General features: G+C 71.9%; 24 protein-coding genes and 1 riboswitch. Of the genes, 18 read left to right on the top strand and 6 right to left on the bottom strand.

Features of this window, described 5'->3' with window-relative positions; all coding sequences use genetic code 11:
• Positions 1 to 608 precede the first annotated feature (608 nt).
• The 9 genes from purL to EIO00_RS04170 all read left to right on the top strand — a co-directional run bounded on the left by purL (position 609) and on the right by EIO00_RS04170 (position 8,208).
• The gene (gene purL, locus EIO00_RS04210) at positions 609 to 2,861 is read left to right on the top strand and encodes a phosphoribosylformylglycinamidine synthase subunit PurL (RefSeq protein ID WP_422100024.1); all 2,253 of its coding nucleotides are present in this window, start codon (positions 609 to 611) and stop codon (positions 2,859 to 2,861) included.
• A 214-nt stretch (positions 2,862 to 3,075) separates the two neighbouring features.
• Positions 3,076 to 3,387, top strand: coding sequence for a hypothetical protein (locus EIO00_RS04205; protein ID WP_140175566.1), 312 nt, complete (start codon positions 3,076 to 3,078; stop codon positions 3,385 to 3,387).
• A 29-nt stretch (positions 3,388 to 3,416) separates the two neighbouring features.
• Positions 3,417 to 4,307 carry a sigma-70 family RNA polymerase sigma factor gene (locus EIO00_RS04200; protein ID WP_140175565.1) on the top strand — a complete coding sequence of 297 codons (891 nt, stop codon included), beginning with the start codon at positions 3,417 to 3,419 and terminating at the stop codon, positions 4,305 to 4,307.
• A gap of 7 nt (positions 4,308 to 4,314) precedes the next feature.
• Positions 4,315 to 4,665 (top strand): DoxX family protein, encoded by a 351-nt coding sequence (locus EIO00_RS04195; protein WP_140175564.1) that lies wholly within the window; start codon positions 4,315 to 4,317, stop codon positions 4,663 to 4,665.
• A gap of 909 nt (positions 4,666 to 5,574) precedes the next feature.
• Complete coding sequence (locus EIO00_RS04190; protein WP_140175563.1) at positions 5,575 to 6,414, top strand: hypothetical protein; 840 nt, start codon at positions 5,575 to 5,577, stop codon at positions 6,412 to 6,414.
• 27 nt (positions 6,415 to 6,441) lie between these two features.
• Positions 6,442 to 6,768 carry a hypothetical protein gene (locus tag EIO00_RS04185; RefSeq protein WP_140175562.1) on the top strand — a complete coding sequence of 109 codons (327 nt, stop codon included), beginning with the start codon at positions 6,442 to 6,444 and terminating at the stop codon, positions 6,766 to 6,768.
• A gap of 3 nt (positions 6,769 to 6,771) precedes the next feature.
• On the top strand, positions 6,772 to 7,269 hold the full coding sequence (locus tag EIO00_RS04180; RefSeq protein WP_140175561.1) for a WXG100-like domain-containing protein: 498 nt from the start codon (positions 6,772 to 6,774) through the stop codon (positions 7,267 to 7,269).
• Between the two features lie 37 nt (positions 7,270 to 7,306).
• Positions 7,307 to 7,762: an EndoU domain-containing protein gene (locus tag EIO00_RS04175; protein ID WP_140175560.1), complete on the top strand. Its 456-nt coding sequence runs from the start codon at positions 7,307 to 7,309 to the stop codon at positions 7,760 to 7,762.
• 11 nt (positions 7,763 to 7,773) lie between these two features.
• Entirely contained in the window at positions 7,774 to 8,208 is a 435-nt protein-coding gene (locus tag EIO00_RS04170; RefSeq protein WP_140175559.1) for a hypothetical protein, read from the top strand.
• Between the two features lie 366 nt (positions 8,209 to 8,574).
• Here EIO00_RS04170 and EIO00_RS04165 read toward each other — a convergent pair whose 3' ends face one another.
• A complete protein-coding gene (locus tag EIO00_RS04165; RefSeq protein WP_140175558.1) occupies positions 8,575 to 9,525 on the bottom strand; it encodes a VldE C-terminal domain-containing protein in 951 nt (316 codons plus the stop codon).
• 3 nt (positions 9,526 to 9,528) lie between these two features.
• A riboswitch (cyclic di-AMP (ydaO/yuaA leader) is annotated at positions 9,529 to 9,685 on the bottom strand.
• A 207-nt stretch (positions 9,686 to 9,892) separates the two neighbouring features.
• A complete protein-coding gene (locus EIO00_RS24725) occupies positions 9,893 to 11,596 on the bottom strand; it encodes a serine/threonine-protein kinase (RefSeq protein ID WP_206664026.1) in 1,704 nt (567 codons plus the stop codon).
• Between the two features lie 152 nt (positions 11,597 to 11,748).
• Between EIO00_RS24725 and EIO00_RS04155 the strand changes: the two genes are divergently transcribed.
• Positions 11,749 to 12,192 carry a sterol carrier family protein gene (locus EIO00_RS04155; protein ID WP_140175557.1) on the top strand — a complete coding sequence of 148 codons (444 nt, stop codon included), beginning with the start codon at positions 11,749 to 11,751 and terminating at the stop codon, positions 12,190 to 12,192.
• A gap of 182 nt (positions 12,193 to 12,374) precedes the next feature.
• On the opposite strand, the gene EIO00_RS04150 is transcribed toward EIO00_RS04155, so the two are convergent.
• A complete protein-coding gene (locus EIO00_RS04150; RefSeq protein WP_140175556.1) occupies positions 12,375 to 12,755 on the bottom strand; it encodes a DUF4190 domain-containing protein in 381 nt (126 codons plus the stop codon).
• A gap of 202 nt (positions 12,756 to 12,957) precedes the next feature.
• Between EIO00_RS04150 and purF the strand changes: the two genes are divergently transcribed.
• The 3 genes from purF (at position 12,958) to EIO00_RS04135 (ending at position 16,261) form a co-directional block, all read left to right on the top strand.
• Positions 12,958 to 14,445: an amidophosphoribosyltransferase gene (gene purF / locus EIO00_RS04145; RefSeq protein ID WP_140175555.1), complete on the top strand. Its 1,488-nt coding sequence runs from the start codon at positions 12,958 to 12,960 to the stop codon at positions 14,443 to 14,445.
• A complete protein-coding gene (gene purM, locus EIO00_RS04140) occupies positions 14,442 to 15,464 on the top strand; it encodes a phosphoribosylformylglycinamidine cyclo-ligase (protein ID WP_140175554.1) in 1,023 nt (340 codons plus the stop codon). Before purF ends, purM begins: the two co-directional genes overlap by 4 nt.
• Positions 15,465 to 15,586: 122 nt before the next feature.
• Positions 15,587 to 16,261 carry a SanA/YdcF family protein gene (locus EIO00_RS04135; RefSeq protein WP_140175553.1) on the top strand — a complete coding sequence of 225 codons (675 nt, stop codon included), beginning with the start codon at positions 15,587 to 15,589 and terminating at the stop codon, positions 16,259 to 16,261.
• A gap of 84 nt (positions 16,262 to 16,345) precedes the next feature.
• On the opposite strand, the gene EIO00_RS04130 is transcribed toward EIO00_RS04135, so the two are convergent.
• Positions 16,346 to 16,582 (bottom strand): DUF3073 domain-containing protein, encoded by a 237-nt coding sequence (locus tag EIO00_RS04130; RefSeq protein ID WP_140175552.1) that lies wholly within the window; start codon positions 16,580 to 16,582, stop codon positions 16,346 to 16,348.
• Between the two features lie 457 nt (positions 16,583 to 17,039).
• Positions 17,040 to 18,122 carry a Glu/Leu/Phe/Val family dehydrogenase gene (locus EIO00_RS04125; protein ID WP_140175551.1) on the bottom strand — a complete coding sequence of 361 codons (1,083 nt, stop codon included), beginning with the start codon at positions 18,120 to 18,122 and terminating at the stop codon, positions 17,040 to 17,042.
• A gap of 124 nt (positions 18,123 to 18,246) precedes the next feature.
• On the opposite strand from EIO00_RS04125, the gene EIO00_RS04120 reads away from it, so the two are divergent.
• Positions 18,247 to 19,206 (top strand): DUF8083 family protein, encoded by a 960-nt coding sequence (locus EIO00_RS04120; protein WP_140175550.1) that lies wholly within the window; start codon positions 18,247 to 18,249, stop codon positions 19,204 to 19,206.
• A 237-nt stretch (positions 19,207 to 19,443) separates the two neighbouring features.
• Positions 19,444 to 19,647, top strand: a complete 204-nt coding sequence (bldC, locus tag EIO00_RS04115; protein WP_012850682.1) for a developmental transcriptional regulator BldC — start codon at positions 19,444 to 19,446, stop codon at positions 19,645 to 19,647.
• Positions 19,648 to 20,005: 358 nt separating this feature from the next.
• On the opposite strand, the gene EIO00_RS04110 is transcribed toward bldC, so the two are convergent.
• A complete protein-coding gene (locus EIO00_RS04110; protein WP_241661102.1) occupies positions 20,006 to 20,698 on the bottom strand; it encodes a TetR/AcrR family transcriptional regulator in 693 nt (230 codons plus the stop codon).
• Positions 20,699 to 21,043: 345 nt separating this feature from the next.
• Here EIO00_RS04110 and EIO00_RS04105 point away from each other — a divergent pair, with 345 nt between their 5' ends.
• The 3 genes from EIO00_RS04105 (at position 21,044) to EIO00_RS04095 (ending at position 23,520) form a co-directional block, all read left to right on the top strand.
• A complete protein-coding gene (locus EIO00_RS04105) occupies positions 21,044 to 22,114 on the top strand; it encodes a LacI family DNA-binding transcriptional regulator (RefSeq protein WP_241661101.1) in 1,071 nt (356 codons plus the stop codon).
• A 185-nt stretch (positions 22,115 to 22,299) separates the two neighbouring features.
• Positions 22,300 to 22,545, top strand: a complete 246-nt coding sequence (locus tag EIO00_RS04100) for a hypothetical protein (protein WP_140175549.1) — start codon at positions 22,300 to 22,302, stop codon at positions 22,543 to 22,545.
• A gap of 135 nt (positions 22,546 to 22,680) precedes the next feature.
• Entirely contained in the window at positions 22,681 to 23,520 is an 840-nt protein-coding gene (locus EIO00_RS04095; RefSeq protein ID WP_338325904.1) for an N-acetylmuramoyl-L-alanine amidase, read from the top strand.
• The last annotated feature ends 76 nt before the right edge of the window (positions 23,521 to 23,596 follow it).

The raw sequence follows: 23,596 nt of genomic DNA, 5'->3' as shown, positions 1-23,596 counted from the left end.
AGGAGGGCGGCCCCGCCACCGGCCCGCAGCCGCCGGTGTCCGACGAGCCGTTCGCGGCCCCCGGCGGACCCGCCCCGGCGCAGGAGCCCGTGAGCGAGCGTCCGGCCGTGCCCGACGCCGGACCCGGCACCGGCCCGCAGCCGCCCGTCGAGGCCGGCGCGCCCGCGCCCGACGCCGGACCCGCGACCGGCCCGCAGCCGCCCGTCGCCGCAGAGCCGCCCGCCGGCCCCGGCGTCCCACCGGGCGGACCCGCCCCGGCGCAGGAGGACGGACCCGGCACCGGGCCGCAGCCTCCGGTGTCCGGTGAGCCGTTCGCGGCCGCCGGCGGTCCCGGCACGGGACCCCAGCCCGCGGTCGGAGGCGAGCACCCGGAGCGGCCCGAGGCCGGTGCGACCGGGACCGGACCGCAGCCCGTGCCCGGAGAGCACCCCGACCTGGCGGCGCTCGTCGCGCTCGGCCGGTCTGAAGACGAAGGCGGCACGCCGCCGACGGGGACGCCCGTCCCCGGCGAGGGCGCAGAGCCCCCGGCCCGGGAGGACGGCTCGTTCGCCGGCGCGCCGGTGGCGCCCCACCCGCACGACGCCGAGGGCGAACGCGCACCCGGCGTGGTGGTCGAGTCGATGCCGGTGGACACGGTGGCCGTGGCGGAACGGACGCCCGACCAGCGGCAGCCGTACGTCGAGCTGGGCATGAACGAGGAGGAGTACCGGCGGGTCCGCCAGATCCTCGGACGCCGGCCCACCTCGGCGGAACTGGCGATCTACTCGGTCATGTGGAGCGAGCACTGCTCCTACAAGAGCAGCAAGGTCCACCTGCGCCAGTTCGCGGAGAAGGCGCCCCAGAGCGAGGCGCTGCTGGTCGGCATGGGCGAGAACGCCGGAGTGGTCGACGTGGGCCGCGGCCTGGCGGTGACGTTCAAGGTCGAATCCCACAACCACCCCTCCTATGTGGAGCCCTACCAGGGCGCGGCGACCGGGGTGGGCGGCATCGTCCGCGACATCCTGTCGATGGGGGCGCGGCCGATCGCGGTGATGGACTCGCTGCGGTTCGGTCCCGCCGACGCCCCCGACACCCAGCGGGTGCTGCCCGGCGTGGTGGCCGGCATCAGCGGCTACGGCAACTCCCTCGGGCTGCCCAACATCGGCGGGGAGACCGTCTTCGATCCCTGCTACGAGAAGAACCCGCTGGTCAACGCGTTGTGCATCGGGGTGATGCGGCACGAGGACATCAAGCGTGCGCACGCCCCCGGCCCCGGCAACAAGGTGATCCTGTTCGGCGCCGCCACCGGGCCGGACGGGATCGGCGGCGCCTCGGTGCTGGCGTCGGCGACCTTCGACGAGGAGTCGCAGGCCAAGCGGCCCAGCGTCCAGGTCGGCGACCCGTTCATGGAGAAGCTGCTCATCGAGTGCTGCATGGAGCTGTACCGCGAGGACCTCGTGGTCGGCATCCAGGACCTCGGGGCGGCGGGCGTCTCCTGCGCGACGACGGAGCTGGCGGCGGCCGGCGCCGGCGGGATGCACATCGTGCTGGACGCGGTGCCGCTGCGCGACCCCACCCTGCGGCCCGAAGAGATCCTGATGAGCGAGTCGCAGGAACGCATGATGGCGGTGGTGGAGCCCGCCAAGGTCGACCGGTTCCTGGAGATCTGCGCCAAGTGGGAGATCCCCGCGACGGTGATCGGCGAGGTCACCGACACCGGGCGGCTGGTGATGACCTGGCGGGGCGAGGTGATCGTGGACATCCCGCCGGGCACCGCCGCCGACGAGGGCCCGGTGTACGAGCGGCCGCAGGAGCCGCCCGCGGACCTGGCGGCGCTGCAGGCCGACACCCCCGGCCGGCTGGCCCGTCCCGCCAACGCCGAGGACCTGCGCAACACGGTGCTGTGGCTGGCGGCCTCCCCCAACCTGTCCGCCAAGACGTGGGTGACCTCCCAGTACGACCGGTACGTGCTGGGGAACACGGTGCTGGCGATGCCCGAGGACGCCGGGGTGCTGCGGCTGGACGAGGAGTCCGGCCTGGGCGTGGCCGTGTCGCTGGACGGCAACGGCCGCTACACCCGCCTGGACCCGTACTCGGGCGCCCAGCTCGCGCTGTCGGAGGCGTACCGGAACGTCGCCATGACCGGGGCGCGTCCGCTGGCGGTCACCAACTGCCTCAACTTCGGCTCCCCCGAGGACCCGGGGGTGATGTGGCAGTTCGCCCAGGCCACCCGGGGCTTGGCGGACGCCTGCCAGGCGCTGGGCGTGCCGGTCACCGGCGGCAACGTCAGCTTCTACAACCAGACCGACGACAAGCCGATCAACCCGACCCCCGTGGTGGGCGTGCTGGGCGTGCACGACGACGTCCGGCGCCGGGTGACCATCGGCTTCCCCGCCGAAGGTCACAGGGTGGTGCTGCTCGGCGAGACCCGTGAGGAGTTCGGCGGGTCGGAGTGGGCGCACGTGGTGTACGGGCACCTGGGCGGGCTGCCGCCGCTGGTGGACCTGGCCGCCGAGCGGGCGCTGGCCGCGGTGATGGTGTCCGCCGCGCACGAGGGCCTGCTGTCGGGCGCGCACGACCTGTCCGACGGCGGTCTGTCGCAGGCGCTGGTGGAGTCCTGCCTGCGCGGCGGGCTGGGCGTGCGGGTGACCCTGCCCGGCGACCCGTTCGTGGCGCTGTTCAGCGAGTCGGTGGCGCGCGCGGTGGTCGCGGTGCGGCCGGGCTCGGAGGCCCGCCTCGCCCAGCTCTGCGAGGCCGCCGGCGTCCCGGCCACCCAGATCGGCGTGGTCGGCGGCGACTCCTTCACCGTCGAGGGCCTGTTCTCCATCCCGCTGCACGAGCTGCGCGAGGCCCATGAGCGGCTGCTGCCCAGCTACGCCTGACGCCTGACGAACGCGTGCGCGCGGCCCCGCGCAGGCGACGGATCGCCTGCGCGGGGCCGCCGCATGTCGGGCGACGACCTGATCACGGCGCCGCCGGGTCCGTCGCATGACGGCGACCGGATGGACCGTGCGCCCCGGGCGGCCGGCGGGGTCACCTTCTGCGCCGCCGGTGCGTCTGGTGGGCGGACGAACCGCAGACGGCAGGAGGAGACGGATGGGCGTGCAGCGGGTGATCGAGTTCGAGACGGTCTCGGCCGAGGGGGCCGCCCGGGTCGAACGGGCGCTGGCCGCCGCCTTCGACGCGCTGGCCGAAGAGCGGCCGGACGGTGTGCGGCCGGCGTACTGGCGGGTGCCGGGCGGTCGTCGTTTCCTCGCGCTGATCGAGCTGGCGGAGGAGGACCGCAACCCGCTGATGGACCTCGAGGCCACCCGGCGGCTGCCCGGGATCATCGCCGAGTGCGTCGAGGGCGGGTATCCCCGCCCCCAGGTCGTGGAACGCGTCGGGGACCACGGCTTCGGACTGTGACCGACGGGACCGGCGGAAGGGGGCTCTGGATGGGCGGCGCCGGGGACCGGGCGGAGGCCTTCGCACGGGAGCGGCCGCACCTGCTCGCCGTGGCGTTCCGCATCCTCGGGTCGGAGGCCGACGCCCAGGACGTCGTGCAGGAGGCCTGGACCAGATACGTCCGCGCCGACGGCGCCGGCATCCGCAACGTGCAGGCATGGCTGACCACCGTGGTGACCCGGCTGTGCCTGGACCTGCTCCGCCGGTCGCGTGAGCTTCCGCGGCGGCCGGAGGATCTGCCCGCGGCCGCCGGGGGCGGCGGCGACGACCCGCAGGAGGTCGCGCTCCTCGCCGGTGAACTGACCGAGGCCGTCACGGTCGTGCTGGAGGAGCTGACCCCTCCGCAGCGGGTCGCGTTCATCCTGCACGACGTCTTCGGCATGCCCTTCGAGGAGATCGCCCGCATCCTGGGCACCACCCCGGGGGCGGCCAAGAAGCTGGGCAGCCGCGCCCGGGGGCGGCTGCGCCGGGCCGCCGAGCCCCGGGCGTGGCCGGAAGCCGACCCGCGCGAGGCCCGCCGGGTGGTGAGCGCCTTCCTGAAGGCCGCCCGGGAGGGCGATCTCGACGGTCTCGTCGCGGTCCTCCACCCCGAGGTGACCAGGACGGCCGATCCGCAGGCCCTTCCCGCGGGCGCCCCGCAGCGGGTGCGGGGAGTGCGGGCCGTGGTCGCCGAGACCCGCGCGCTCCGGGAGAACGCCCGGCGGGCACGCCTGGTCACCGTCGACGGACGTCCGGGAATCGCGATCTGGTCGGATCGGCGAGTGCGCACCGCACTGATCTTCCGCATCGCCGGGGGCCGCATCACCCACTACGACGTCGTCGCCGACCCTCACCGCCTGGCCCGTCTGCGCATCGAGGAGAGCCCGCATGTCGAGGAGTGAGGGCACCATGACCGCCGCATACATCGCCGTCACCGTGATCACGATCGTGGCCAACGCCGCGATCGCCGTCGCCGATCTGGCCAAGGCCCGCTTCGTCATGGCCAACTCGGCCGAAGTGGGGGTGCCGCCCCGGTCCCTGCCGCTCCTGGCCGCCCTCAAGGCCGCCGGCGCCGCCGGGCTGGCCCTCGGCCTGCTCGGCTTCGACCTCATCGCCGTCGCCGCGGCGACCGGACTTGCGGCCTTCTTCATCGGCGCTGTCTTCGTTCACATCCGGGCCCGCGTCTTCCACAACATCGCGTTCCCGGCCGCCTATCTCGCCCTGGCCGTCGCCTCCCTGGTGCTCGCCGTCGTGCATTGAGGTCTCCCGGCGGGCCCTCCGGTCGCGCGGGCCGTGGTCGCGTGCCGACGGGCGCCGGTGCTCATCCGCCGATGCCGGCGGATGAGCACCGGTCCTCGGCGAGAAACGTCCTCTGCACAAAAAAGTGCAGGTCATGGACTCGGGCGGGCAAGACGTCGATTCCTTCGCCCGGGCCGACGCGCCCCACGGCCTGCGCGACGCCCCGCGTCACGACTCCGTCATCGGTGCCGTCAGAGAACCAGGGCGGCATTTCCCCCGTCTCATGAAACGGGTCCCAGCTCGAAAGCCGGGCAAGGCGCCGTTTCGCGCAGTGAGCCGCCGACGGCCGGACCGCGTAGACGACGAGTGGACGGGAGTGCCGAGCATGTCATCTCGGAGGATCGACGCCAAGCCGCTGAACCGCCGGTCACGGCACGGCACGACCGTCCTGCCGGGGGTTCGGCATCCGTTGCGGGCCTGCGGCTCGCCTCCGAGACGGCCGGGACGCCCCCTTCGCCCCCGCCTGCACGCTTCATTTCGCTGAGAAGTCCTCATCCCAAAGCCGTTTCGGACGGGCGGGACGTCTCTCGCTCTCTGACCTCTTCGTTCCCGTCCGGCGGAAAAGCTCCGGGCGAACGCGCCTCCCCGGACGCCTTGACGCGACTCCGCACGGTCACTCCGTGACCGCTCCAGGTCACCGAATGTCCCAGCCGACAAGTCTTCAGATGCCGATCGACCAGCACGGAGACGTTCTGATCAGGCGATGCGGCGCGCCGATCCCGCCGCCCCCGGGAAATCACCCGCCCGCTGAGGCGATCGGACGTCCACCGGCCGCACCGGCGTTATCAGTTCTCCGTGAAAAACATGAATTTCCGCTTGGACGAAGCTTGAATGCGAGGACTCATGCGAGCGGATGACTCGTATCAGGACATGAGCGCGGCCGAGATCCGACAGCGGATCAGAGAGCTGCGGGAGCGATTGGCGCAAGCGAGCGCGGCGTCTTGGCCGAAGCCGGAGAACCCCTCCGCCGAGGACACGGCCGGATACGCCGAGGCGGCCGACGGGCAGGTGCGCGTGGAGGCGGCCGGAGGACGGCTCACGGCCGTCCGGCTCGACGGCCGGGTGATGCGGATGTCGGCCCGGGAGCTGGGCGAGCTGCTGACCGAGACCTGCAACAGGGCGCTGGAGCGCACGGCCGCCGCGACGACGTCCGCACAGGAGGCGCCGCCCGTCGACTTCTCCGCGCTGGCCGAGCAGCTCCAGCAGGTGCACGGCGAAGGGCTGCGCCAGATGGCGCGGATGATGCAGGGCCTGCACGAGGCCGCCCAGGTGATCAGGCAGCGCGCCGTCGTTCCCGGTGACATCGGCGGGACCAGCGCCTTGGAACACCTGCTCGAAGACACCGTGCGCGGCGTGGAGGCGTTCCGCCGCTCCACGGAGCGGACCGACGAGACGGCAGAGGCCGAGCAGTCGGTGGGCCATGGGCTGAACGACCTGATCCGGGTGACGGCCGAATCGGCGCGACGGCTCGGCGAGATCGCCATCGACGAGCAGGCGATGCGGCGCTCCTCGCATGAGATCGCAGAGGAGACCGTGCGCGCGGCGAACCAGGCCCTCGAGGCGGCGCGGGAGGCGTCCTCCGGGCCGATGCGGCAGGCCAAGGCGGACCTGGAGGCCACGGCGGCGCGGCTGCAGGAGGCGAGCATCGAGCAGCTGGGCGCGCTGACCGATTCGCTCAAGCGATTCATGCACGGAATCGACCGTCCCTAAGGCAGGGATCCACAGGAAGAAGAGGTCATGGGAAAGCAGCTCAAAGTAGATTCCGGCCAGATCCGGCGAAGCGCCAACGGAATGCAGGGATCGGCCGCCCAACTGCGCAGCAAGCTGCAGGCATTCCAGGCCAAGATGGCCGCATACGGCGAGCCGTGGGGCCATGATGACATCGGATTCGCCATCGGCACGATCTACACGGCGGCATCGGAACTGGCGTTCGAATGCTACGCCAGCCAGATCGACGGCATAGACGAGATGGCCGAAGGCGCCATCGTGATGGCGAACAACTACCAGAAGTCCGAAGACCTCAGCGAGATCGAGGTCAATCGGGTCCGCGACATCTTGGGCTGATCGATGGGTCTGCAACTCCCCGGAGAACTGATCTCCCTGCTCGGCATGCTCGGCTACACCTGGCCGGAGGCCGACGAAGAAAAGTTGTTCCAGATGGGCAGGGACTGGCTGGATTTCGCCGCCGAATTCGGTGCCCCCGTGCAGGACGCCGACGGCCATGCCGGCCTGGTGTGGTCGGCGAACGAGGGCGATGCCATCAAGGCCTTCCAGCAGGCCTGGCAGGAGCCCGAGGCGCCGGTCCCGGCGCTCCAGGACGGTCAGGTCGCGGCGAACATCATGGGCGCCGGACTGATGATATGCGGGATGATCGTCCTGGCCTTGAAGATCACGGTGATCATTCAGCTGGTCTGGCTGGCCGTTCAGATCGCCATGGCCATCGCCGAGGCCCCGGTCACCTTCGGGGCGTCATTGGCGCAGATCCCCATCGTCAAGATGATCACCGGCATGCTGATCGACCTGGCGATCAACATGGCGCTGGAGGCGATCCTCGGTGGCTCCTAAGCGACCTCGGGGGGCGGCACGTGCTGCGGTCAAGCAGATGGGGCTGCTCAAGCCGATAGAAAAATGGCTGCTCCGACGCGTCGAGAAGTACAAGTATCAGCACATCTTCCTGGGCAACGTCAACCCCAAAAAGAAGAAAGGGACGGGGTTCCATCACCGCTATCAAGGGAAGAACCCGCCCACCGCACGAGTGGCCCGCGACTCCAACGGAAATGAGGAAATAAAGAAGATCAACTCAAACGGCGTCTACAAGGCCAAGGTGGAAGTGCGAGGCGAGGACGGCAAATGGTATCCGAAAGCCGGTCTGTCAAGCTTCTTCCCTGACCACTGGACACCCAAAGAAGTTAACGATGCCATTAGACACGCCTTCAAGAACTCGCGACCGGACCCCACACATCCAAACAAGTGGATAGGACAGTATAATGGAGTGGATATTGTAGGATTTTACACCCAAAACCGGAAGGACTGGGTCAGCGCCTGGCCATTGCTGTAAAGGAGGAAGCAATGTCCGTATTCGGAGAATTCTACTGGGATGAGCATCAAGGGAGGAGATATCCGGCCGGACGTCCACGCGAGGAGCGGTTCCTCAATCTGGCTCTCTTGGTGACCACCGACATCTACACCGACCACTCCAGTGCCCTGGAGGCCCTGCAGCTGGTCGAGGAGGCCCGCGCGGGCAGGGACGACCTCCCCGAGTGGCTGGGCGACTCGACCTCCGCCTACTTCCGCCCGAGCGGAGTGACCATCACCGACCTCGGACCCGACCCCCAGACCCAGCACTACACCCTGGACGAAGTGCACGAGACCCTCGTCCAGTACTGGGTGTTCCTCTGCCCCACCGCCGAGGAACGCCGCGCCTCCCTCCAGGAATGGGCCGACTTCTACGCCAAGAATGATCCCAATCCTCGACACCCCTGCCTGGACCACCTGCCCCTGTGAGCGGCCGGCCTCCATCGGTCGCCGCCGGCCCACCGGCCTGAGGCCGATCCGCCGCATCATGCTCCGGGCGGCTCCAACGGCCGGCCCGTCGGCCCGTGGCACCGGGTGGTCGACACCCGTGCCGCGGGTCGACGGGCGTGCGGTGCGCGAGGGACGACGTCCTCGGCGACGTTCGGCGGGGCGTCAGTCGGGGAGCGCCGCGCCCACTGAGCGCGCCCAGCCCGCCGGGCGCGAACGCATCACGGCGTCAGAAGGGACGAGCCGCGGCCCGGGCCGGGCCGCACGTCCGCGACCGTTCGCATGTCCGTGGCCCTGCCGACGCCGGAAGAGACGGGCCACGGCCCGGATCCAAGGCCCCGTCCCGGCTCAGAACACCGAGATGTGCACGTGGTCGAAGTGGTTCTGGGTGATGGAGCCGCGGTCGGACATGAGCTTCCAGCCGGGGCTGCGCAGGTCGTAGATGCGCTGCTTCCAGATGATGTACTTGATCCCCAACCGTGAGGCGTTGTTGATGGCGTACTGGGCGACCGCGTCCCCGTGGGCCAGGCGCTCCGCCGAGGGCATCCGTCCCGCGGTGCTCTCCATGAAGTCGCAGGCGCGGCCGGAGCCGTGGTCCAGCGGGTCGCCCGGACGGGTGCAGCCGATCATGGGGAAGGGCCCCAGCTCGGCCTCGATCTCGTTCTTGACCGTGATCATGCGGGGGGTCATGCCGCCCGCGCCGACCAGCGGAGACTCCGGCTTGTACTTCTTCAGCAGCTGCTTGACCCGCTCGCGCTGCTTGGAGATCTCCGCGATGTCGTTCTCCAGCTTCTTGACCTTGGCCTCGGCCTCTTTGCGGGCCTGGTCCTGCCGGCTGATGAGGGCGGAGATCTCGCGGACCTTGGCGGCCTTCTGCTCCGAGAGGTGACGGGCCAGCGAGGCGTTGCTGAGCACCCGGTTGGGGTCGTCGCTGGCGAGGATCTGCACCGTGATGTCGACGCCGTTGTTCTTGTACTGGGCGGCCGCCAGCTCGGCCACCACCTGCCGCGCCTCCTCCAGGTCCTTGCCGAGGACCTGGGCCTTCTTCAGCGCGTTGGCGGCGTCGCGCCGGGCGTCGCGCAACTGCTCGAGATTGCCCCCGTACTCCTTCTCGAGCTTGAGCATCTCCCGGGTGAGCTGGCGGAACTTGGCCGCGCCCCCCGGCTCCGCGGCCATCGCCCCCGGCGAGGTGGAGGATGTCAGCAGGAATGCCCCGGCCGCCGCGGCGAGCGTCAGGACCGCACGCCGGAATCCGCGCCGCGGCACACGGCCGCCACGAGTGGAGTCAGGGGTCTCCACGTGCTCTCCTCTCTTGTTCGCCTACCGGGTTAGCTGACGGGTTCGGACCGGGAGGTTCGGCCCTGTCGCGGCCGGACGGGCCGTGAGTTCACCCCGGATCTGCGTTGGGTCCCCGGTTCCCGCGGCGGGCTGGCACCGCGGGATTAGGCAGGCGGCGTCTGCACGATACGCCGAGAGCCGGACGCCACGGGCGCACGGCCGGTGAGCGAACCGTACGACACCGAAGTGCACTTCGCCAAGATTAAACCCCTTGCACGGCGTCGATCACTATGGTCCCGTTGACCGCTTATCGACCTGTGCCCTCACCTGTAACCGGATCGTCTCAGGTGAGAACGCTCACACCCTGTTCCGTGGTGCCGTCAGTCTCTCACTCTCGGCTCAGTTCCGCCCGGTAGCTGAGCGTGGTGCCGGCCCGGGCCCAGGTGTACTCCAGGTGGCCGTTCGGCTTACGGGTCACGACCACCTCTCCGGGGGTGACGGTCTTGCAGGGCGGCTGGGGCCGGAGCGTCATCTCCAGACGGCTGGTGGTGCCGCGGGTCAGGGTGAGGGTGCACTGGCAGCCGCGCGGATAGACGGCCCGCGCGACGGTCTGGCCCGTCTGGAAGCTGACCCGGATCGGGAACGACGCTCCGCGCTGCTCGTTGATCGCGGTGCCGCTCCAGGTGCCGGCGAACGCCTCGGGGATGCTGCTGACCGGCTGGTTGTCGGCGGCCGGCTGGGGGGAGGCGGAGGCCATGCCGGTCGGGTTGGAGTTGCGCAGCTGGGGCCACAGCACCAAGGCGATGATCACGACCCCCGCCAGCACCCCCACGGCCAGTGAGATCAGCACGCCCAGCGGCCGGTTGGCGCCGCCGCGCCGGGGCGGCTGAACGGTCGGCGAAGGGGTCGGGGAGTAGGCCGGTTCGGCGGGGGCCGGCTGCTGCCAGGGGATCAGCGGCGGCCGTCCCGCCCGGTCCTCCGCCCCGGCGCCTTCACCGGGGGAGGGCGGCGGCGCGCCCAGCACGGCCGTCTCCCCCGCCGGAGAAGGCGGAGGAGACGACGGGGGCGGGGAGGGCGGAGACGAGGGGGACTGAGGCGGGGACGGGCGGGCCGCCGCATACGGCGGGCCGGCGGCGGGCGGGACGGGCTTGTCCGCGGCGGGGGGCAGGGGCGCCGGAGCCGGCCGCGGAGAACGCTCGGCGACCAGCGGACGGGCCTCGGCGACCAGCGAACGGGCCTCGGTGACCAGCTGCTCGGGCACCGTGGAGGCGGCCGGGCTCTCCTGTCCCAGCAGGCGGTCCAGCAGCTGCCGGGCGGTCGGGCGGCGGGCGGGGTCCTTGGCCATCGCGTCCCGCACGATGCCGCGCAGCGGTTCCGGCAGCGGCGAGTAGTCCGGCTCCTCGTAGAGGATCCGCCGGATCACCGCCTGCACCGTGTCGTTGCCGAACGGCATCTGCCCCGACGCGGCGAACAGCATCGTCGCGCCCCAGGCGAACACGTCGGCGGCCGGTCCCACCTCGGCGGTCCCGCTGAGCTGTTCGGGCGCCATGTAGGCGGGGGTGCCGGGAACCCCGCCGGCCAGGGTCAGCCCGCTGAGGTCCATGGCCCGGGCGATGCCGAAGTCGATCACCCGGGGGCCGTCGCTGCCGAGCAGCACGTTGGCGGGCTTGAAGTCGCGGTGCACCACTCCGGCCCGGTGGATGGCGGTCAGCGCGGTGGCGGTCCCGATCGCCAGCCGCTCCAGCGCGCTGCCGCCGCGCGGGCCGTCGGCGGCGACCAGCTCCTGGAGGGAGGGGCCTTCGACGTACTCGCTGACGATGTAGGGGCGGTCTCCGGCCACGTCGGCGTCCAGCACCGCCGCGGTGCAGAACGTGGCGACCTGCTTGGCCACCTCCAGTTCGCGGATGAAGCGGGAGCGCGCCAGCGGGTCCTCGCTCAAGGTGGCGTGCAAGAGCTTGATCGCCACCTGCTCGCCGCCGGGGCCACGGCCCAACAGGACCACGCCCTGCCCGCCTTCGCCGAGCCGGCCGACGACCTGGTACTTGCCGAGCCGGTCGGGGTCAGTGGGTTCCAGCGGCCGGGCCTGGGGCATCGGCAACCTCCGTGCGTTCCTTCGGCCACGCCGCGCCGCGCGGGCGTGTGCTGCCTCGCTGGCCACGGTGCCAGCGACCGTCCCTTTTTACCGCCTGACGGACGGTTCACGGGTGCCCAGCATGTCAGGAGATGCCGGTACGGTCGGTGCCGATGGCTCGCGTACCGCTCACCCGACTCGTGTTGAACGAACAGCTCGCCGCGCTGGGCAGGCCCCCCTACCAGGGGCCCGATGAGCCCGCGGCGCTGCGTCTGGCCGCCCTCGACGCCGTGCTGGCCGCCCTGGACGCCGGGGTCGAGCCGAAACGTCCCCTGCTGCGGGCGGCCGTCCGCGTCACCTTGGACCGTCTCGCCGAGTCCGCCCCGGGCCGTGCGGTGGAGGTGCGGGTCCCGCCGTTCGCCGCCGTCCAGTGCCTGGAGGGTCCCCGGCACACGCGCGGAACCCCGCCGAACGTGGTGGAGATGGACGCGGTGACCTGGCTCGAGCTGGCGAGCGGCCGGATCTCCTGGGCGGAGGCGATCGGCGCCCGCCGGGTCAGCGCCAGCGGTCCCCGCGCCGACCTGTCGGCGCTCGTCCCCCTCTCCCTTCCGTGGTGATCCCCGTCCCCCCTCGCCGGCGGTGAGCCCCGCGCCCTCCGTCCGCGGTCCCGCCCGCGGCCCTCTCCCGGAGGGTCCTCCGCCTCCTCCTCGCCGGCGGCGGCCTGCGAAGCCTCTCCGCGCGCGTTCCTCACGCGCGCCTCTCCGCGCCGCCGCGGGCGGCGGCCTCGACGGGGCGTCCGTCAGGGGATCGCATCGGGGGTCGCGCCGCTTCGGGCGAACGGGAACTCGCGCTCCACGCAGCGCTGCCGGTCGGCGTCGGTGGGGTAACGCTCCGGGTCCGCGCATTCGGCGGCCTGGCTGAGCAGCCAGAACACCCCCGCCGCGCCCACCGCCAGGGTCACCAGGCACGAGACGATCCCGGCCAGGGCCGTGCCCCGGCCGGCGTTCCGGGACGCCGCCACGAACCCCAGCACCAGCCCGACCAGCGCCAGCACCATCCCCAGCCCGCACAGCAGCAGCGCCGGAAGGCCGATCAGGCCCAGCACGAGCGACGCCGTGGCCATGCCACTGCGCTGCTCCCGCACGGGAGTGTGGTGGAGCCGGTAGCCGGGCACGGTCATGCGGAACCTCCAGAGGGGAGCTGTGACGCGCGCGTGTGTGGGACCAGGTTCCCGGCCGCGGCCCCGATGACTCCGCTCCGATAGGCAAAGGTCACCGCCAGGCTCGGCAAACAGCGGTTCGGCGGGTCGCGTCCCGCCGGCCGATGCGTCATCGTGGCTGCCCCCGCCAGAGCAGCCGAATCGGGCATCTAGACTGGCCAGCGTGTCTCATGGTGACGGGCGACTGAGCCACGACCTCGATCCCACCGACCGCGCTCCCCAGGACGCCTGCGGCGTCTTCGGAATCTGGGTCCCCTCCGACGAGGCGACCCGAACGGAGGTGAGCAAGCTCACCTACTACGGGCTGTACGCCCTTCAGCACCGGGGCCAGGAGTCCGCCGGCATCGCGGTCAGCGACGGCTCGCGCATCGTCGTCTTCAAGGACATGGGCCTGGTCGCCCAGGTCTTCGACGAGTCGGTGCTGAACACGCTGCAGGGCCACATCTCGATCGGGCACTGCCGCTACTCCACCACCGGCTCCCCCATCTGGGAGAACGCCCAGCCGACGTTCCGGTCCACCAAGGCCGGCGGACTGGCCCTCGCGCACAACGGCAACCTGATCAACACCCCGGAGCTGGCGGCGAAGCTGGAGGAGGAGGAGCTGACCGGGACCTCCGACACCGAGGTGCTGACCGCCCTGCTGGCCGGGCACGGAGGCGGGGCGTTCGCCGCCGCCCGGGAGATCCTGCCGGCGGTGCGCGGGGCGTACTCGCTGGTCTTCATGGACGAGCGCACCCTGTACGCGGCGCGCGACCCGCAGGGCATCCGGCCGCTGGTGCTGGGCCGGCTGCCGATCGCCGGGCACGCCGGGCACGGCGGTCAGCTCCGCCAGGGGTGGGCGGTGGCCTCGGAGACCGCGGCGCTGGACATCGTGGGCGCCCAGTTCGTCCGGGAGATCGAGCCCGGCGAGCTGCTGGCCATCGACGAGGACGGGCTGCACGTCCAGCGGTTCGCCGAGCCGCGGCCGCGGGGCTGCCTGTTCGAGTACGTGTACCTGGCCCGGCCCGACACCACCATCGCCGGGCGCAACGTGCAGGCCGCCCGGGTCGAGGTGGGGCGGCTGCTGGCGCGTGAGCATCCGGCCGAGGCCGACATGGTCATCCCCACCCCCGAGTCGGGCACCCCGGCCGCCATCGGCTACGCCACCGAGTCCGGCATCCCCTACGGCCAGGGCCTGGTGAAGAACTCCTATGTGGGCCGGACGTTCATCCAGCCGTCGCAGACCATCCGCCAGCGCGGCATCCGGCTCAAGCTCAACCCGCTGCGCGAGGCGATCAAGGGCAAGCGGCTGGTGGTGGTGGACGACTCGATCGTGCGCGGCAACACCCAGCGCGCCATCGTGTCCATGCTCCGCGAGGCCGGGGCCGCCGAGGTGCACGTGCGCATCTCCAGCCCGCCGGTGGCCTGGCCGTGCTTCTACGGCATCGACTTCGCCACCCGCGCCGAGCTGATCGCCGGGAACCTGAACGTGGAGGAGATCCGCGCCTCGCTGGGCGCCGACTCGCTCGGCTTCATCTCCCTGGAGGCGTTGATCTCCGCGACCCGCATCCCCAAGGACCGGCTGTGCCGGGCCTGCTTCGACGGCGAGTACCCCATTCCCGTCCAGGAGGATTCGCGCGGCAAGTACCTCCTCGAGGGGGCCCACAAGTGACGTCCTACGAAGAGGCCGGGGTCGACATCGCCGCCGGCGAGCGCGCGGTCGAGCTGATGAAGGCGCGGGTCGCCAAGGCCCGCCGTCCGGAGGTGGTCGACGACGCCAGCGGTTTCGCCGGGCTGTTCGACGCCTCGGCGCTGCTGCGGTACCGCCGTCCGCTGCTGGCGACCTCCACCGACGGGGTGGGCACCAAGGTGGATCTGGCCCGCCGGCTGGGCGTCTATGACACCGTCGGCCACGACCTGGTCGGCATGGTGGTGGACGACCTGGTGGTGTGCGGGGCCGAGCCGCTGTTCATGACCGACTACATCGCCTGCGGCAAGGTGGTCCCCGAGCGGATCGCCGACATCGTGGGCGGCATCGCCGAGGCCTGCGCCCTGGCGGGCTGTGCGCTGGTGGGCGGGGAGACCGCCGAGCACCCCGGTCTGCTGGAGCCCGACGAGTTCGACGTGGCGGGCGCCGCCACCGGGGTCGTCGAGGCCGATGAGACGCTGGGCCCGCACCGGGTGCGTCCCGGCGACGCCGTCGTGGCCATGGCCTCCTCCGGCATCCACTCCAACGGCTATTCGCTGGTCCGTCACGTGCTGCGCATCAGCGGGCTGAGCCTGGACTCCCGTCCCGCCGAGCTGGAGCGCACCCTGGGCGAGGAGCTGCTGACCCCCACCCGCATCTACGCCCGGGACTGCCTGGCCCTGGCCCGGGCCGGCGGCGTCCGCGCGTTCGCCCACATCACCGGCGGCGGTCTGGCGGCCAATCTGGCCCGTTCCCTCCCGCCCGAGGTCGATGCCCGGCTGGACCGCTCCTCGTGGACCCCGCCGCCGATCTTCACCCTGCTGCAGGAGCACGGCGACATCCCTCAGCCGGAGATGGACAAGACCTTCAACCTCGGGGTCGGCATGGTCGCCATCGTCGCCCCCGAGGCCGCCGACGCCGCGGTGCGGCTGCTGACCTCGCGCCGGGTGCCCGCCTGGATCCTCGGGGAGATCACCGAGGGCAGCGGGGTCTGTCACCTGTAGGGCGTCGTCCCGCCCCTCCCGGTCCCCGGTCGTCGCGGGCGGGGCCTCGCGCAGGGGCGGGGTCGTCTGGAACGCCCGGCGGTCAACTGCCGGGCGGGGACGGACGTCGAACGGATGTGATCATGAAGCGGTTGCGTGGACTCTGGCGGCCCGAGTGGCTGGGGCCGGGCGCCGTGGCCGTGGGACTGGCCGGGTATGCGGGACTGCTGCCCAGCGTGTGGATGAAGGCCGCGACGGCGCCGTACCGGATGGACGCGGCCCAGGTGCGACCGGCCCCGGTGGCGATCGTGCTGGGCGCGGGGATCTGGGGCGATCGGCCGTCGCCGTTCCTGGCGGGCAGGCTGGATGTGGCGCTGCGGCTGTACCGGGAGGGCAAGGTCAAGGTCATCCTCGTCTCGGGGGACAACAGCCGGCGCGAGTACGACGAGCCCACGGTGATGTGGCGGTACCTGGTGGAGCGGGGCGTGCCCGGCGAGAAGGTGGTGCGCGACTACGCGGGATTCGACACCTGGGATTCGTGCGTGCGGGCCAAGCGGATCTTCGGCGTGGACCGGGCGATCGTGGTCAGCCAAGTGTTCCATCTGCCGCGGGCGGTGGCGCTGTGCCGTGCGGCGGGCGTGCGGGCCGTCGGCGTGGGTCACGACAGCATGCGCACCCAGGCCGCCACCACCGGATACGGCTACCTGAGGGAGGGACTGGCCTCGTTCAAAGCGCTGGTCGACGTCGCCCGCAAGCCTCGGCCGCGGTTCCTCGGCCCACAGGAGCCCGGCGTACGGAACGCGCTGCAGGGCCCGTGACGGGGGACGACACCCCGGTGTGACAACGCCACTGCCCTACCGAGGCAGGGCAGTGGCGAAGTCACACCTCACGCGAGAGACTGCTCAGCGGCCCGGCTGATCGTCCTCGTCGTCGGTGTCGGCATAATCCGCGTACTTCTTGATGAGGTCGTCGTAGGAGTCGTCGTAGGAGTCGCTATAGGAGTCGTTGTAGGAGTCGTGGCGCTTCGACGACGGGACTCCCAGTTCCTCCTTCAGGCGGTCGAGATCCGTGCCACCGGTGTTGTACTTCAACCGGCGGGCAACCTTTACCTGCTTGGCCTTGGCTCGGCCGCGCCCCATGGCTCGACCCCCTCGATAGTCAGGACCTTTGCGTCCCATCTACGCTCGCGTACGCCACACGCATCGGCTCGACCTCAGCCGTGCGTCAGCACGGATACCACCGTACCCGTTTTGCGCCCGGCTCGGTACGTGCTCCAACGGCATGGCCCGCTCGCTGCGGCGACTCCCAGTGTATCCGGTGATTGCAGATGCACTCACCTGGGTTATGCCCACCCTCCTCCCACCCAAAGGAAACCGTCTTCTCACACTCCGGTGACATGGCGAGCGGCGACGGAGGGCCAAGACCCGCGGAACGTCCGGGCGCGCGGGCGCCCGGGGCCGGAGAGCCGGCCCGCCCGGGGACGGCGGAACGGGCCGGCATCGATGCGACGGCGCCCGGCGGGCGGGGAGCGCCCCCGTGCGGCGGCGGACTCCTACCGCCGGACGCGCCGCCGGATGTCGTGTCCGGACGGACGCCTCACAGCCAGATGCCGCGGAGCCGGCCCACGGCGGCCATGCGGCGCTCGGCCAGCCGGTCGGCGGCCACGGCGGGCGGCACGCCCTCCTCGGCGGCCAGGGCGAAGATCCGGCGGGTGGTGTCGAAGATCTTGGTGGCCTTGGCCTTGGCGCGTTCGAAGTCGAAGCCGGCGATCTCGTCGGCGACCTGGATCACCCCGCCAGCGTTGACCACGTAGTCCGGGGCGTACAGGATCCCGCGGTCGGCCAGCTGCTTCTCGACGCCGGGGTGGGCCAGCTGGTTGTTGGCGGCGCCGCAGACGATCTTGGCGCGCAGCGTCTGGACGGTGTCGTCGTTCAGCGACCCGCCGAGCGCGCACGGCGCGTAGACGTCCAGGTCGGCCCGCACCAGCGCGTCGGCGTCGTCCACCACCTCGACCTCGGGGCGGCGGGCGCGGACCCGTTCGACGGCGGCCTCGCTCACGTCGCAGATCACCACCTCGGCCCCGTCGTCGAGCAGGTGCTCCACCAGACGGTGCCCGACCTTGCCGACGCCCTCGACGCCGACGCGGCGACCGCGCAGCGTGGGGGCGCCCCACAGGTTCTCGGCGGCGGCGCGCATGCCCTGGTAGACGCCGTAGGCGGTGAGCACCGAGGAGTCGCCCGCGCCGCCGTTGGCCTCGGTGCGCCCGGTGACGAACCTGGTCTCGCGGGCGATGACGTCCATGTCCTCGCTGTAGGTGCCGACGTCGCAGGCGGTGTAGTAGCGCCCGTTCAGCGACTGCACGAACCGCCCGTAAGCGCGCAGCAGCTCCTCGGACTTGTCGGCGTCCGGGTCGCCGATGATGACGGCCTTGCCGCCGCCGAGGTCCAGCCCGGCCAGCGCGTTCTTGTACGCCATGGCCTTGGACAGGTTGAGCACGTCGGCGAGCGCCTCGTCCTCGGACTCGTAGGGGTAGAAGCGGGTGCCGCCCAGCGAGGGACCGAGCGCGGTGGAGTAGATCGCGATGATCGCGCGCAGGCCGCTGGTCTCGTCCTGACAGAAGACGACCTGCTCGTGGGAGGATCCGGTGCCCTTGTGGGGCGCCCCGAAGACATTGGTCACGGTGGTGACTCCTTTCTGCCTCGGGTTCAGCGTAGGACGATCGGAGCCGGAGGGAACCCCCGACCCCGCAGGTGACACGCCCAAGATCCCTGCGTCGGAGGCGGCGGCGTGTCACGATGCGCACGTGTTGCCCTACGCCGCCTACCTGAGGGTCTACGAGCCGGTCATCGCCTTCCCCGAGCCGCTGCGGTCGGTGTGGACGGCGTACGCCGAGTCCAGCGCGCGCCCCGAGCGGTCCCGGGCGCTGGCCGCCGAGCACGAGGAGGCGGTGCGGCGGCTGGCGTCGGCCGTCCCGGTGGTGGCCCCGCACGCCGAGAGCCGGCACGCGTACGTGCGGCGGGCGGGCGGGATGACGTTCGTGTGCCCGTGGGAGACCCGGCTGCGGTCCTGGCTGGCGTTCGCCCGGCTGCAGGGGGAGGGGATGCCGGCGGGGCTGGCGGGCGCCCTGGTGCCCGCGACCGAGGCGCGCCGGGTGGCGGAGGAGTTCGAACGCTGGAAGGCGGGCGGACGGACGCTGCGCCCGCACATCCGCTCCAGCACCTGGCACGTCCCACCGGCCTGGTTCACGCTGTTCGACCCGGGCGAGCGGCGCCTGTCGCTGGGAGGGGACCGGACCGCCGCGGCGGACGCGGCGGACGAGCCGAGGGGGCCGCGCGGGCCGGCGGGGACGTGGATCGCCGGGGCGGGCGCGGGGAGCCCGGAGGGCGGCGGGGGCAACGGCCCCACGACGGCGCCTCCGACCCGTACCCTCGTCTATGTCACGACCATGCGCGACGCCCGCGGCCGGCTGGCGCGGGCACGGCGGGTGGCGGCCGCCGGGCCGGAGGACGGGCCGACGGCGGGCGAGCTGGCCGACCTGGACGGCTGGCTGGCCGAGTTCCATCCGCTGGCGCTGGTGGAGCTCGACTACGGCGGCCTGGTGTGCCTGATCGACGACGACCGGCTGCGGGCCGACGAGTCGGTGCGCGAGACGGCCGTGGCGCTGGCCGCCCTGGAGCGGGGTGAGATGGAACTCACCATCGCGATGTATCAGCGGCTGCGGGCCCGCTGGCGGGCCGTCCAGGCCCTCGAGTCCGCGAACTGACCAAAATTCCTAAATCCACGGGCGATGCGACCATACGTGTCGCTAGAATCACGCAGCGTGATGCAGTCACCACGAACACACAGTTGCCGCCAGGGACTTGATTGTGGCGCTCTGTGGTGGCAAGGTTACACCTTGTGATGTCATAGTGGCCCTTTCGGGCCATAGGGGACATCGGTGACCGCGCGAGATCACAACATCGCAGGATCGTGATCGGTCCACGGAGGAGAGGCCGCAAACATGTCAGCACGTACGCCAGAGGCCGAGCCCCTGTTGACGCCTGCCGAGGTGGCGACGATGTTCCGCGTCGACCCCAAGACCGTCACCCGGTGGGCGAAGGCGGGCAAGTTGACCTCCATCCGCACGCTGGGAGGCCACCGTCGCTACCGCGAGGCCGAGGTGCGCGCCCTGCTGGCGGGGATCCCGCAGCAGCGTTCGGAGTAATCCGCTCCGGACCCTCCCTCCGTCAGGGGAGGGCGCACCGCAGGACAACACCGAATGTCGGATCGGGCGCCTGGTCGGGGGGGCGGCTAGGAGACCGCTGAACTCCACGGCACGCCGGCCGTGAGCCGTCAGCGATCCCCTGGACGACGGCTCGGCCGCCGACATCGACGTCGGCGGCCGGGAGACACGGCCCGGCGCCCGGCACCGCCCCGCCCGTGTCCGCACGGTTCGCCGCGTGGACACGGGCGGGGCTCTGCATGTCCACCGGTCCACCGGCGCCCGCGGATCGCGCGTCCGCCACCGGTGATCATCACCGGGGCGACGCCTTCGTCGCGTCGGCCGCCCGCGGGGGCGAAGGTCAGCTCAGCTCCTCCTCGGTGAGGCGGTCGAACAGCTCGGCGATCCTGGCGTCGTGCCGGCCGGCGGTGCGCAGCAGCACCACGATCTGGTCGACCAGGAGCCGCTCCAGCTCCTTGCGGTCCATGTCGCGGTGCTCCAGCCAGTCCATGGCGGCGGTCTCCACGCACGCCATCCACGAACGCAGCGTGACCCGCAGCACCGGTCCCGGCTCGGGGGCGTCCAGCGCGAGGAGGATCCGGTCCAGCAGCAGGTTGCGGATCCCGTTGACGATCTCCCCGACCTCGCCGGTGCGGTCGGCGGGCCCGCCGCGCAGCAGGGCGCCGTACCCGGAGGCGTGGCTCTCCACGAAGTCGAAATAACGCGACAGCGACACCCGCAGCCGCTCCACCGGCCGCCCCTCGGCAGGAGGTTCGAGCAGGTCGGTGAGCTGGGCCGCGGCACTGCGCAAGGCCGCCACGTACAGCTCTTGCTTGCCCCCGAAGTAGTGGTAGACCAGCGCTCGCGACGCGCCCGCGGCGGCCGCGACATCGTCGATGGACACCTCGTCGGGAGGCCGGGTGCTGAACAGGCCGAGCGCGGCGGCGATCAGTTCCTCGCGCCGCTCATCGACGCTGAGCCTGCGCCTGCCCCGCTGCCTACGCCGTCCAGGCGCAGGGGCGGCGGCGCGTTCATTGGTCACTTGAACGTCCACCGATCCGTCCACTGTCGCTGGGAGGGCGGCGCCGGCCCGTCGATGTTCCCGACATCGGCCGCCGCCCCGGGTCACCCTGCGCAGGGTAGTCGAGGAGCGCCCGGTCCGAGCCCGGCCGTGGCCACGCTCACCCGATTGTCCAAAAAAGTTGTGATGTGAGACATCACATGCCCCAACCCCCCTTTGACGGCAGTCCGTTACTCGTTGTTGCGACCATTTGGAACCTTTCCGTTGCATCATGGGCTTCTCCTCATCCGAGGATTAAGGTCCCGTGCCAGGTCGCCGTTGATCAGGTGGCGGGGTTGAAAGACGGCAGGTCCTGCAAGGCCCCCCGACAGGAGTGCCATGTCAGCTCGTGAAGGTGTTCCCCCCGCCGGAGCCGACCAGAGCGGGGAGTCCCCGCCGCGCCCGGCCGCCCCCAAACGGGCCAAACCCACGATCCGCAACGTCGCCGAACGCGCCGGTGTGTCCAAGTCCCTGGTCTCGCTGGTGATGCGCGGTTCTCCGCATGTGAGCGAACGACGCCGCCAGGCCGTGCTCAAGGCCGCCCGGGAGCTGGGGTATCGGCCCAACGCGGTGGCCCGCAGCCTGGTCGAGGGCCGCACCCGGCTGATCGGCGCGATCGTGGCCGATCTGCACAACCCGTTCTTCGCCGAGTTCCTCGACGGCCTGCAGGAGAGCCTGCACGGCGAGGGCCTGCGAATGCTGGTCGGCAGCGGACGCTGGGATCCGCTGTTCGAGGCCGAGGCGGTCGAGGCGTTCCTGGAGATGCGGGTGGACGGGCTGGTGCTGCTCAGCGTGGTGCCCGACTCGCTGCAGGAGGCCGCCGCCAACGTCCCGGTGGTGGTCGTCGGCGAACGCGACGTGGACGGCGTGGACATCGTGGTCGACGACGACGAGCTGGGCGCCAGCCTGGCGGTCGACCATCTGGTCCGACTGGGGCATCGCCGCATCGCCCACATCGAGGGCGCGCCCTCCACCACCGCCCGCTACCGGCGATCCGGCTATGAGAACGCGATGCGCAAGCACGACCTGGCCGAGCAGATCACGGTCGAGCCCGGCGACTTCACCGAGGAGGGCGGCTACCGGGCGGCCCGCACCCTGCTGTCGCGTCCGGACCGGCCGACCGCGATCTTCGCCCCGAACGACCTGGTCGCCACCGGCGTGCTGTCGGCGGCCGACGAGCTGGGGCTGAAGGTGCCCGAGGACGTGTCGGTCGTGGGCTATGACAACACGCATCTGGCCGCGATCCGGCACATCTCGCTGACCAGCGTGGACCAGCCCCGCCGCGACATGGGCCGGATCGCCGCCGAGATGCTGCGCGCCCGGATCGAGGACCCCTCCCGTCCGCCCCGGCAGAACCTGGTCGTCCCGCACCTGGTGGTGCGCTCCACCACCGGTCCGGCACCCTCTTGAGATCCGGCGGCCCGGCCTTCCGAGGCCCGATGCCCCGGACCGCCGCCGGTTCCCGGTAAGAGGTCGGTCAAGGCTCGCGCAACCGAGGGTCGCGCCGCCGTCCCCCGGTGGTTAATGGGGTGGCGCCGTCCCCGCCGGGGACACGCCGGGCGGGGACGAACCTGCTCAGTGAGGGGGGAGGATCCGTGCGTGATCCGGAGCTGGTGTCGTGCGCCCAGCGCGCCGCACGCGAACTGGAACGCGCCTGGTCGCGGTGGCGGCTCGCGCGCGGCCTGACCGACGACGGCCATGAGTCGGTGGCCAGCTATGTGGCCCACTCCATCGACCATCCCTGGGGCCGGCCGCGGGTGGTGCTGGGCCTGGACGCGGAGGAGGCGCACGCGCTCGCGGCGCTGCTCGGCCGGATCGAGGACGGCTCCGGGGCGGAGTAGCGCACCTGCGGGCATGACTTTTGCCACACTGGCTCGGTGGTCTCGTCCCGGAGACGCCCGTGCGGGCCGGTTGACGTATGCGAACGCGCGGGCAGACTGGCAGCGTCGATGACGAATCCGTCTCGGGGGGTAATCGTGGGCATCCGGCGATGCAGGTCGGCGGCGGTGGTGCTGGCCTTGGGCGTCGCGGCGCTCACCGCGTGCGACGGCGGTGACGGCGGCGTCGAGGACTCCCGCTCCTCCCGCGCCGTTCCCCCGCCCACGGCCGCCACGCAGGACGGCGGCTCCCCCCGGGCGACGGAGGGCGCGCCGGGGCTGCGCGGCAAGACCATCGTGATCGACCCCGGCCACAACGGCGGCAACGCCCGCAACCCGCGCGCCATCAACCGGCAGGTGGACGTCGGGAACGGCAAGAAGGCCTGCGACACCACCGGCACCTCCACCAACGCCGGCTACCCCGAGCACGCCTTCGCCTGGGACGTGGCGTTCCGGCTGCGCGAGATCCTGGCCGAGCGGGGCGCCCGGGTGGTGCTCACCCGCTCCGACGACAAGGGCGTCGGGCCGTGCGTCGACCGCCGCGCCGAGATCGGCAACCGGGAGAAGGCCGACGCGGCCATCTCGATCCACGCCGACGGGGCGGGTCCCGGTCAGCACGGCTTCCACGTCATCGAGCCCGCCCTGATCCGCGGGGTCAACAACGCCACGGTGGTCGAGGAGTCGCACCGGCTGGCGCTGGCCGTCCGGGACGCGTTCGCCAAGGGCACCGGCCTGCCGTACTCCAACTATCGCGGCGGCGGGGACGCCATCGACCGCCGCGACGACCTCGGCGGCCTCAACCTGTCCAAGGTGCCGAAGGTCTTCATCGAGTGCGGCAACATGCGGAACTCCGGCGACGCCGGCAAGCTCTCCAACGCCGCGTTCCGCAAGCGCATCGCCCAGTCCCTCGCCCAGGGCCTGCAGAACTACCTGTCCTGACCCCCGTTCCGCCCGCGACCGGCCCGCCGCGCAGGCGGGCTCGCCGTTGCGGGCGCGAGAGCGTCCCGCCGCGGGC

It is taken from the genome of Thermomonospora catenispora, assembly GCF_006363815.1.
GTDB lineage: Bacteria > Actinomycetota > Actinomycetes > Streptosporangiales > Streptosporangiaceae > Thermomonospora > Thermomonospora catenispora.
This window is presented reverse-complemented; position numbering and strand designations above follow the sequence as displayed.

Bases quoted from the DNA above. Each gene is read 5' to 3' on its own strand.
- EIO00_RS04205 (WP_140175566.1), top strand. From the start codon at position 3,076: ATGGGCGTGCAGCGGGTGATCGAGTTCGAGACGGTCTCGGCCGAGGGG.
- EIO00_RS04200 (WP_140175565.1), top strand. From the start codon at position 3,417: ATGGGCGGCGCCGGGGACCGGGCGGAGGCCTTCGCACGGGAGCGGCCG.
- EIO00_RS04195 (WP_140175564.1), top strand. From the start codon at position 4,315: ATGACCGCCGCATACATCGCCGTCACCGTGATCACGATCGTGGCCAAC.
- EIO00_RS04190 (WP_140175563.1), top strand. From the start codon at position 5,575: ATGAGCGCGGCCGAGATCCGACAGCGGATCAGAGAGCTGCGGGAGCGA.
- EIO00_RS04185 (WP_140175562.1), top strand. From the start codon at position 6,442: ATGGGAAAGCAGCTCAAAGTAGATTCCGGCCAGATCCGGCGAAGCGCC.
- EIO00_RS04180 (WP_140175561.1), top strand. From the start codon at position 6,772: ATGGGTCTGCAACTCCCCGGAGAACTGATCTCCCTGCTCGGCATGCTC.
- EIO00_RS04175 (WP_140175560.1), top strand. From the start codon at position 7,307: ATGGGGCTGCTCAAGCCGATAGAAAAATGGCTGCTCCGACGCGTCGAG.
- EIO00_RS04170 (WP_140175559.1), top strand. From the start codon at position 7,774: ATGTCCGTATTCGGAGAATTCTACTGGGATGAGCATCAAGGGAGGAGA.
- EIO00_RS24725 (WP_206664026.1), bottom strand. From the start codon at position 11,596: ATGCCCCAGGCCCGGCCGCTGGAACCCACTGACCCCGACCGGCTCGGC.
- EIO00_RS04155 (WP_140175557.1), top strand. From the start codon at position 11,749: ATGGCTCGCGTACCGCTCACCCGACTCGTGTTGAACGAACAGCTCGCC.
- EIO00_RS04150 (WP_140175556.1), bottom strand. From the start codon at position 12,755: ATGACCGTGCCCGGCTACCGGCTCCACCACACTCCCGTGCGGGAGCAG.
- EIO00_RS04135 (WP_140175553.1), top strand. From the start codon at position 15,587: ATGAAGCGGTTGCGTGGACTCTGGCGGCCCGAGTGGCTGGGGCCGGGC.
- EIO00_RS04130 (WP_140175552.1), bottom strand. From the start codon at position 16,582: ATGGGGCGCGGCCGAGCCAAGGCCAAGCAGGTAAAGGTTGCCCGCCGG.
- bldC (WP_012850682.1), top strand. From the start codon at position 19,444: ATGTCAGCACGTACGCCAGAGGCCGAGCCCCTGTTGACGCCTGCCGAG.
- EIO00_RS04105 (WP_241661101.1), top strand. From the start codon at position 21,044: ATGTCAGCTCGTGAAGGTGTTCCCCCCGCCGGAGCCGACCAGAGCGGG.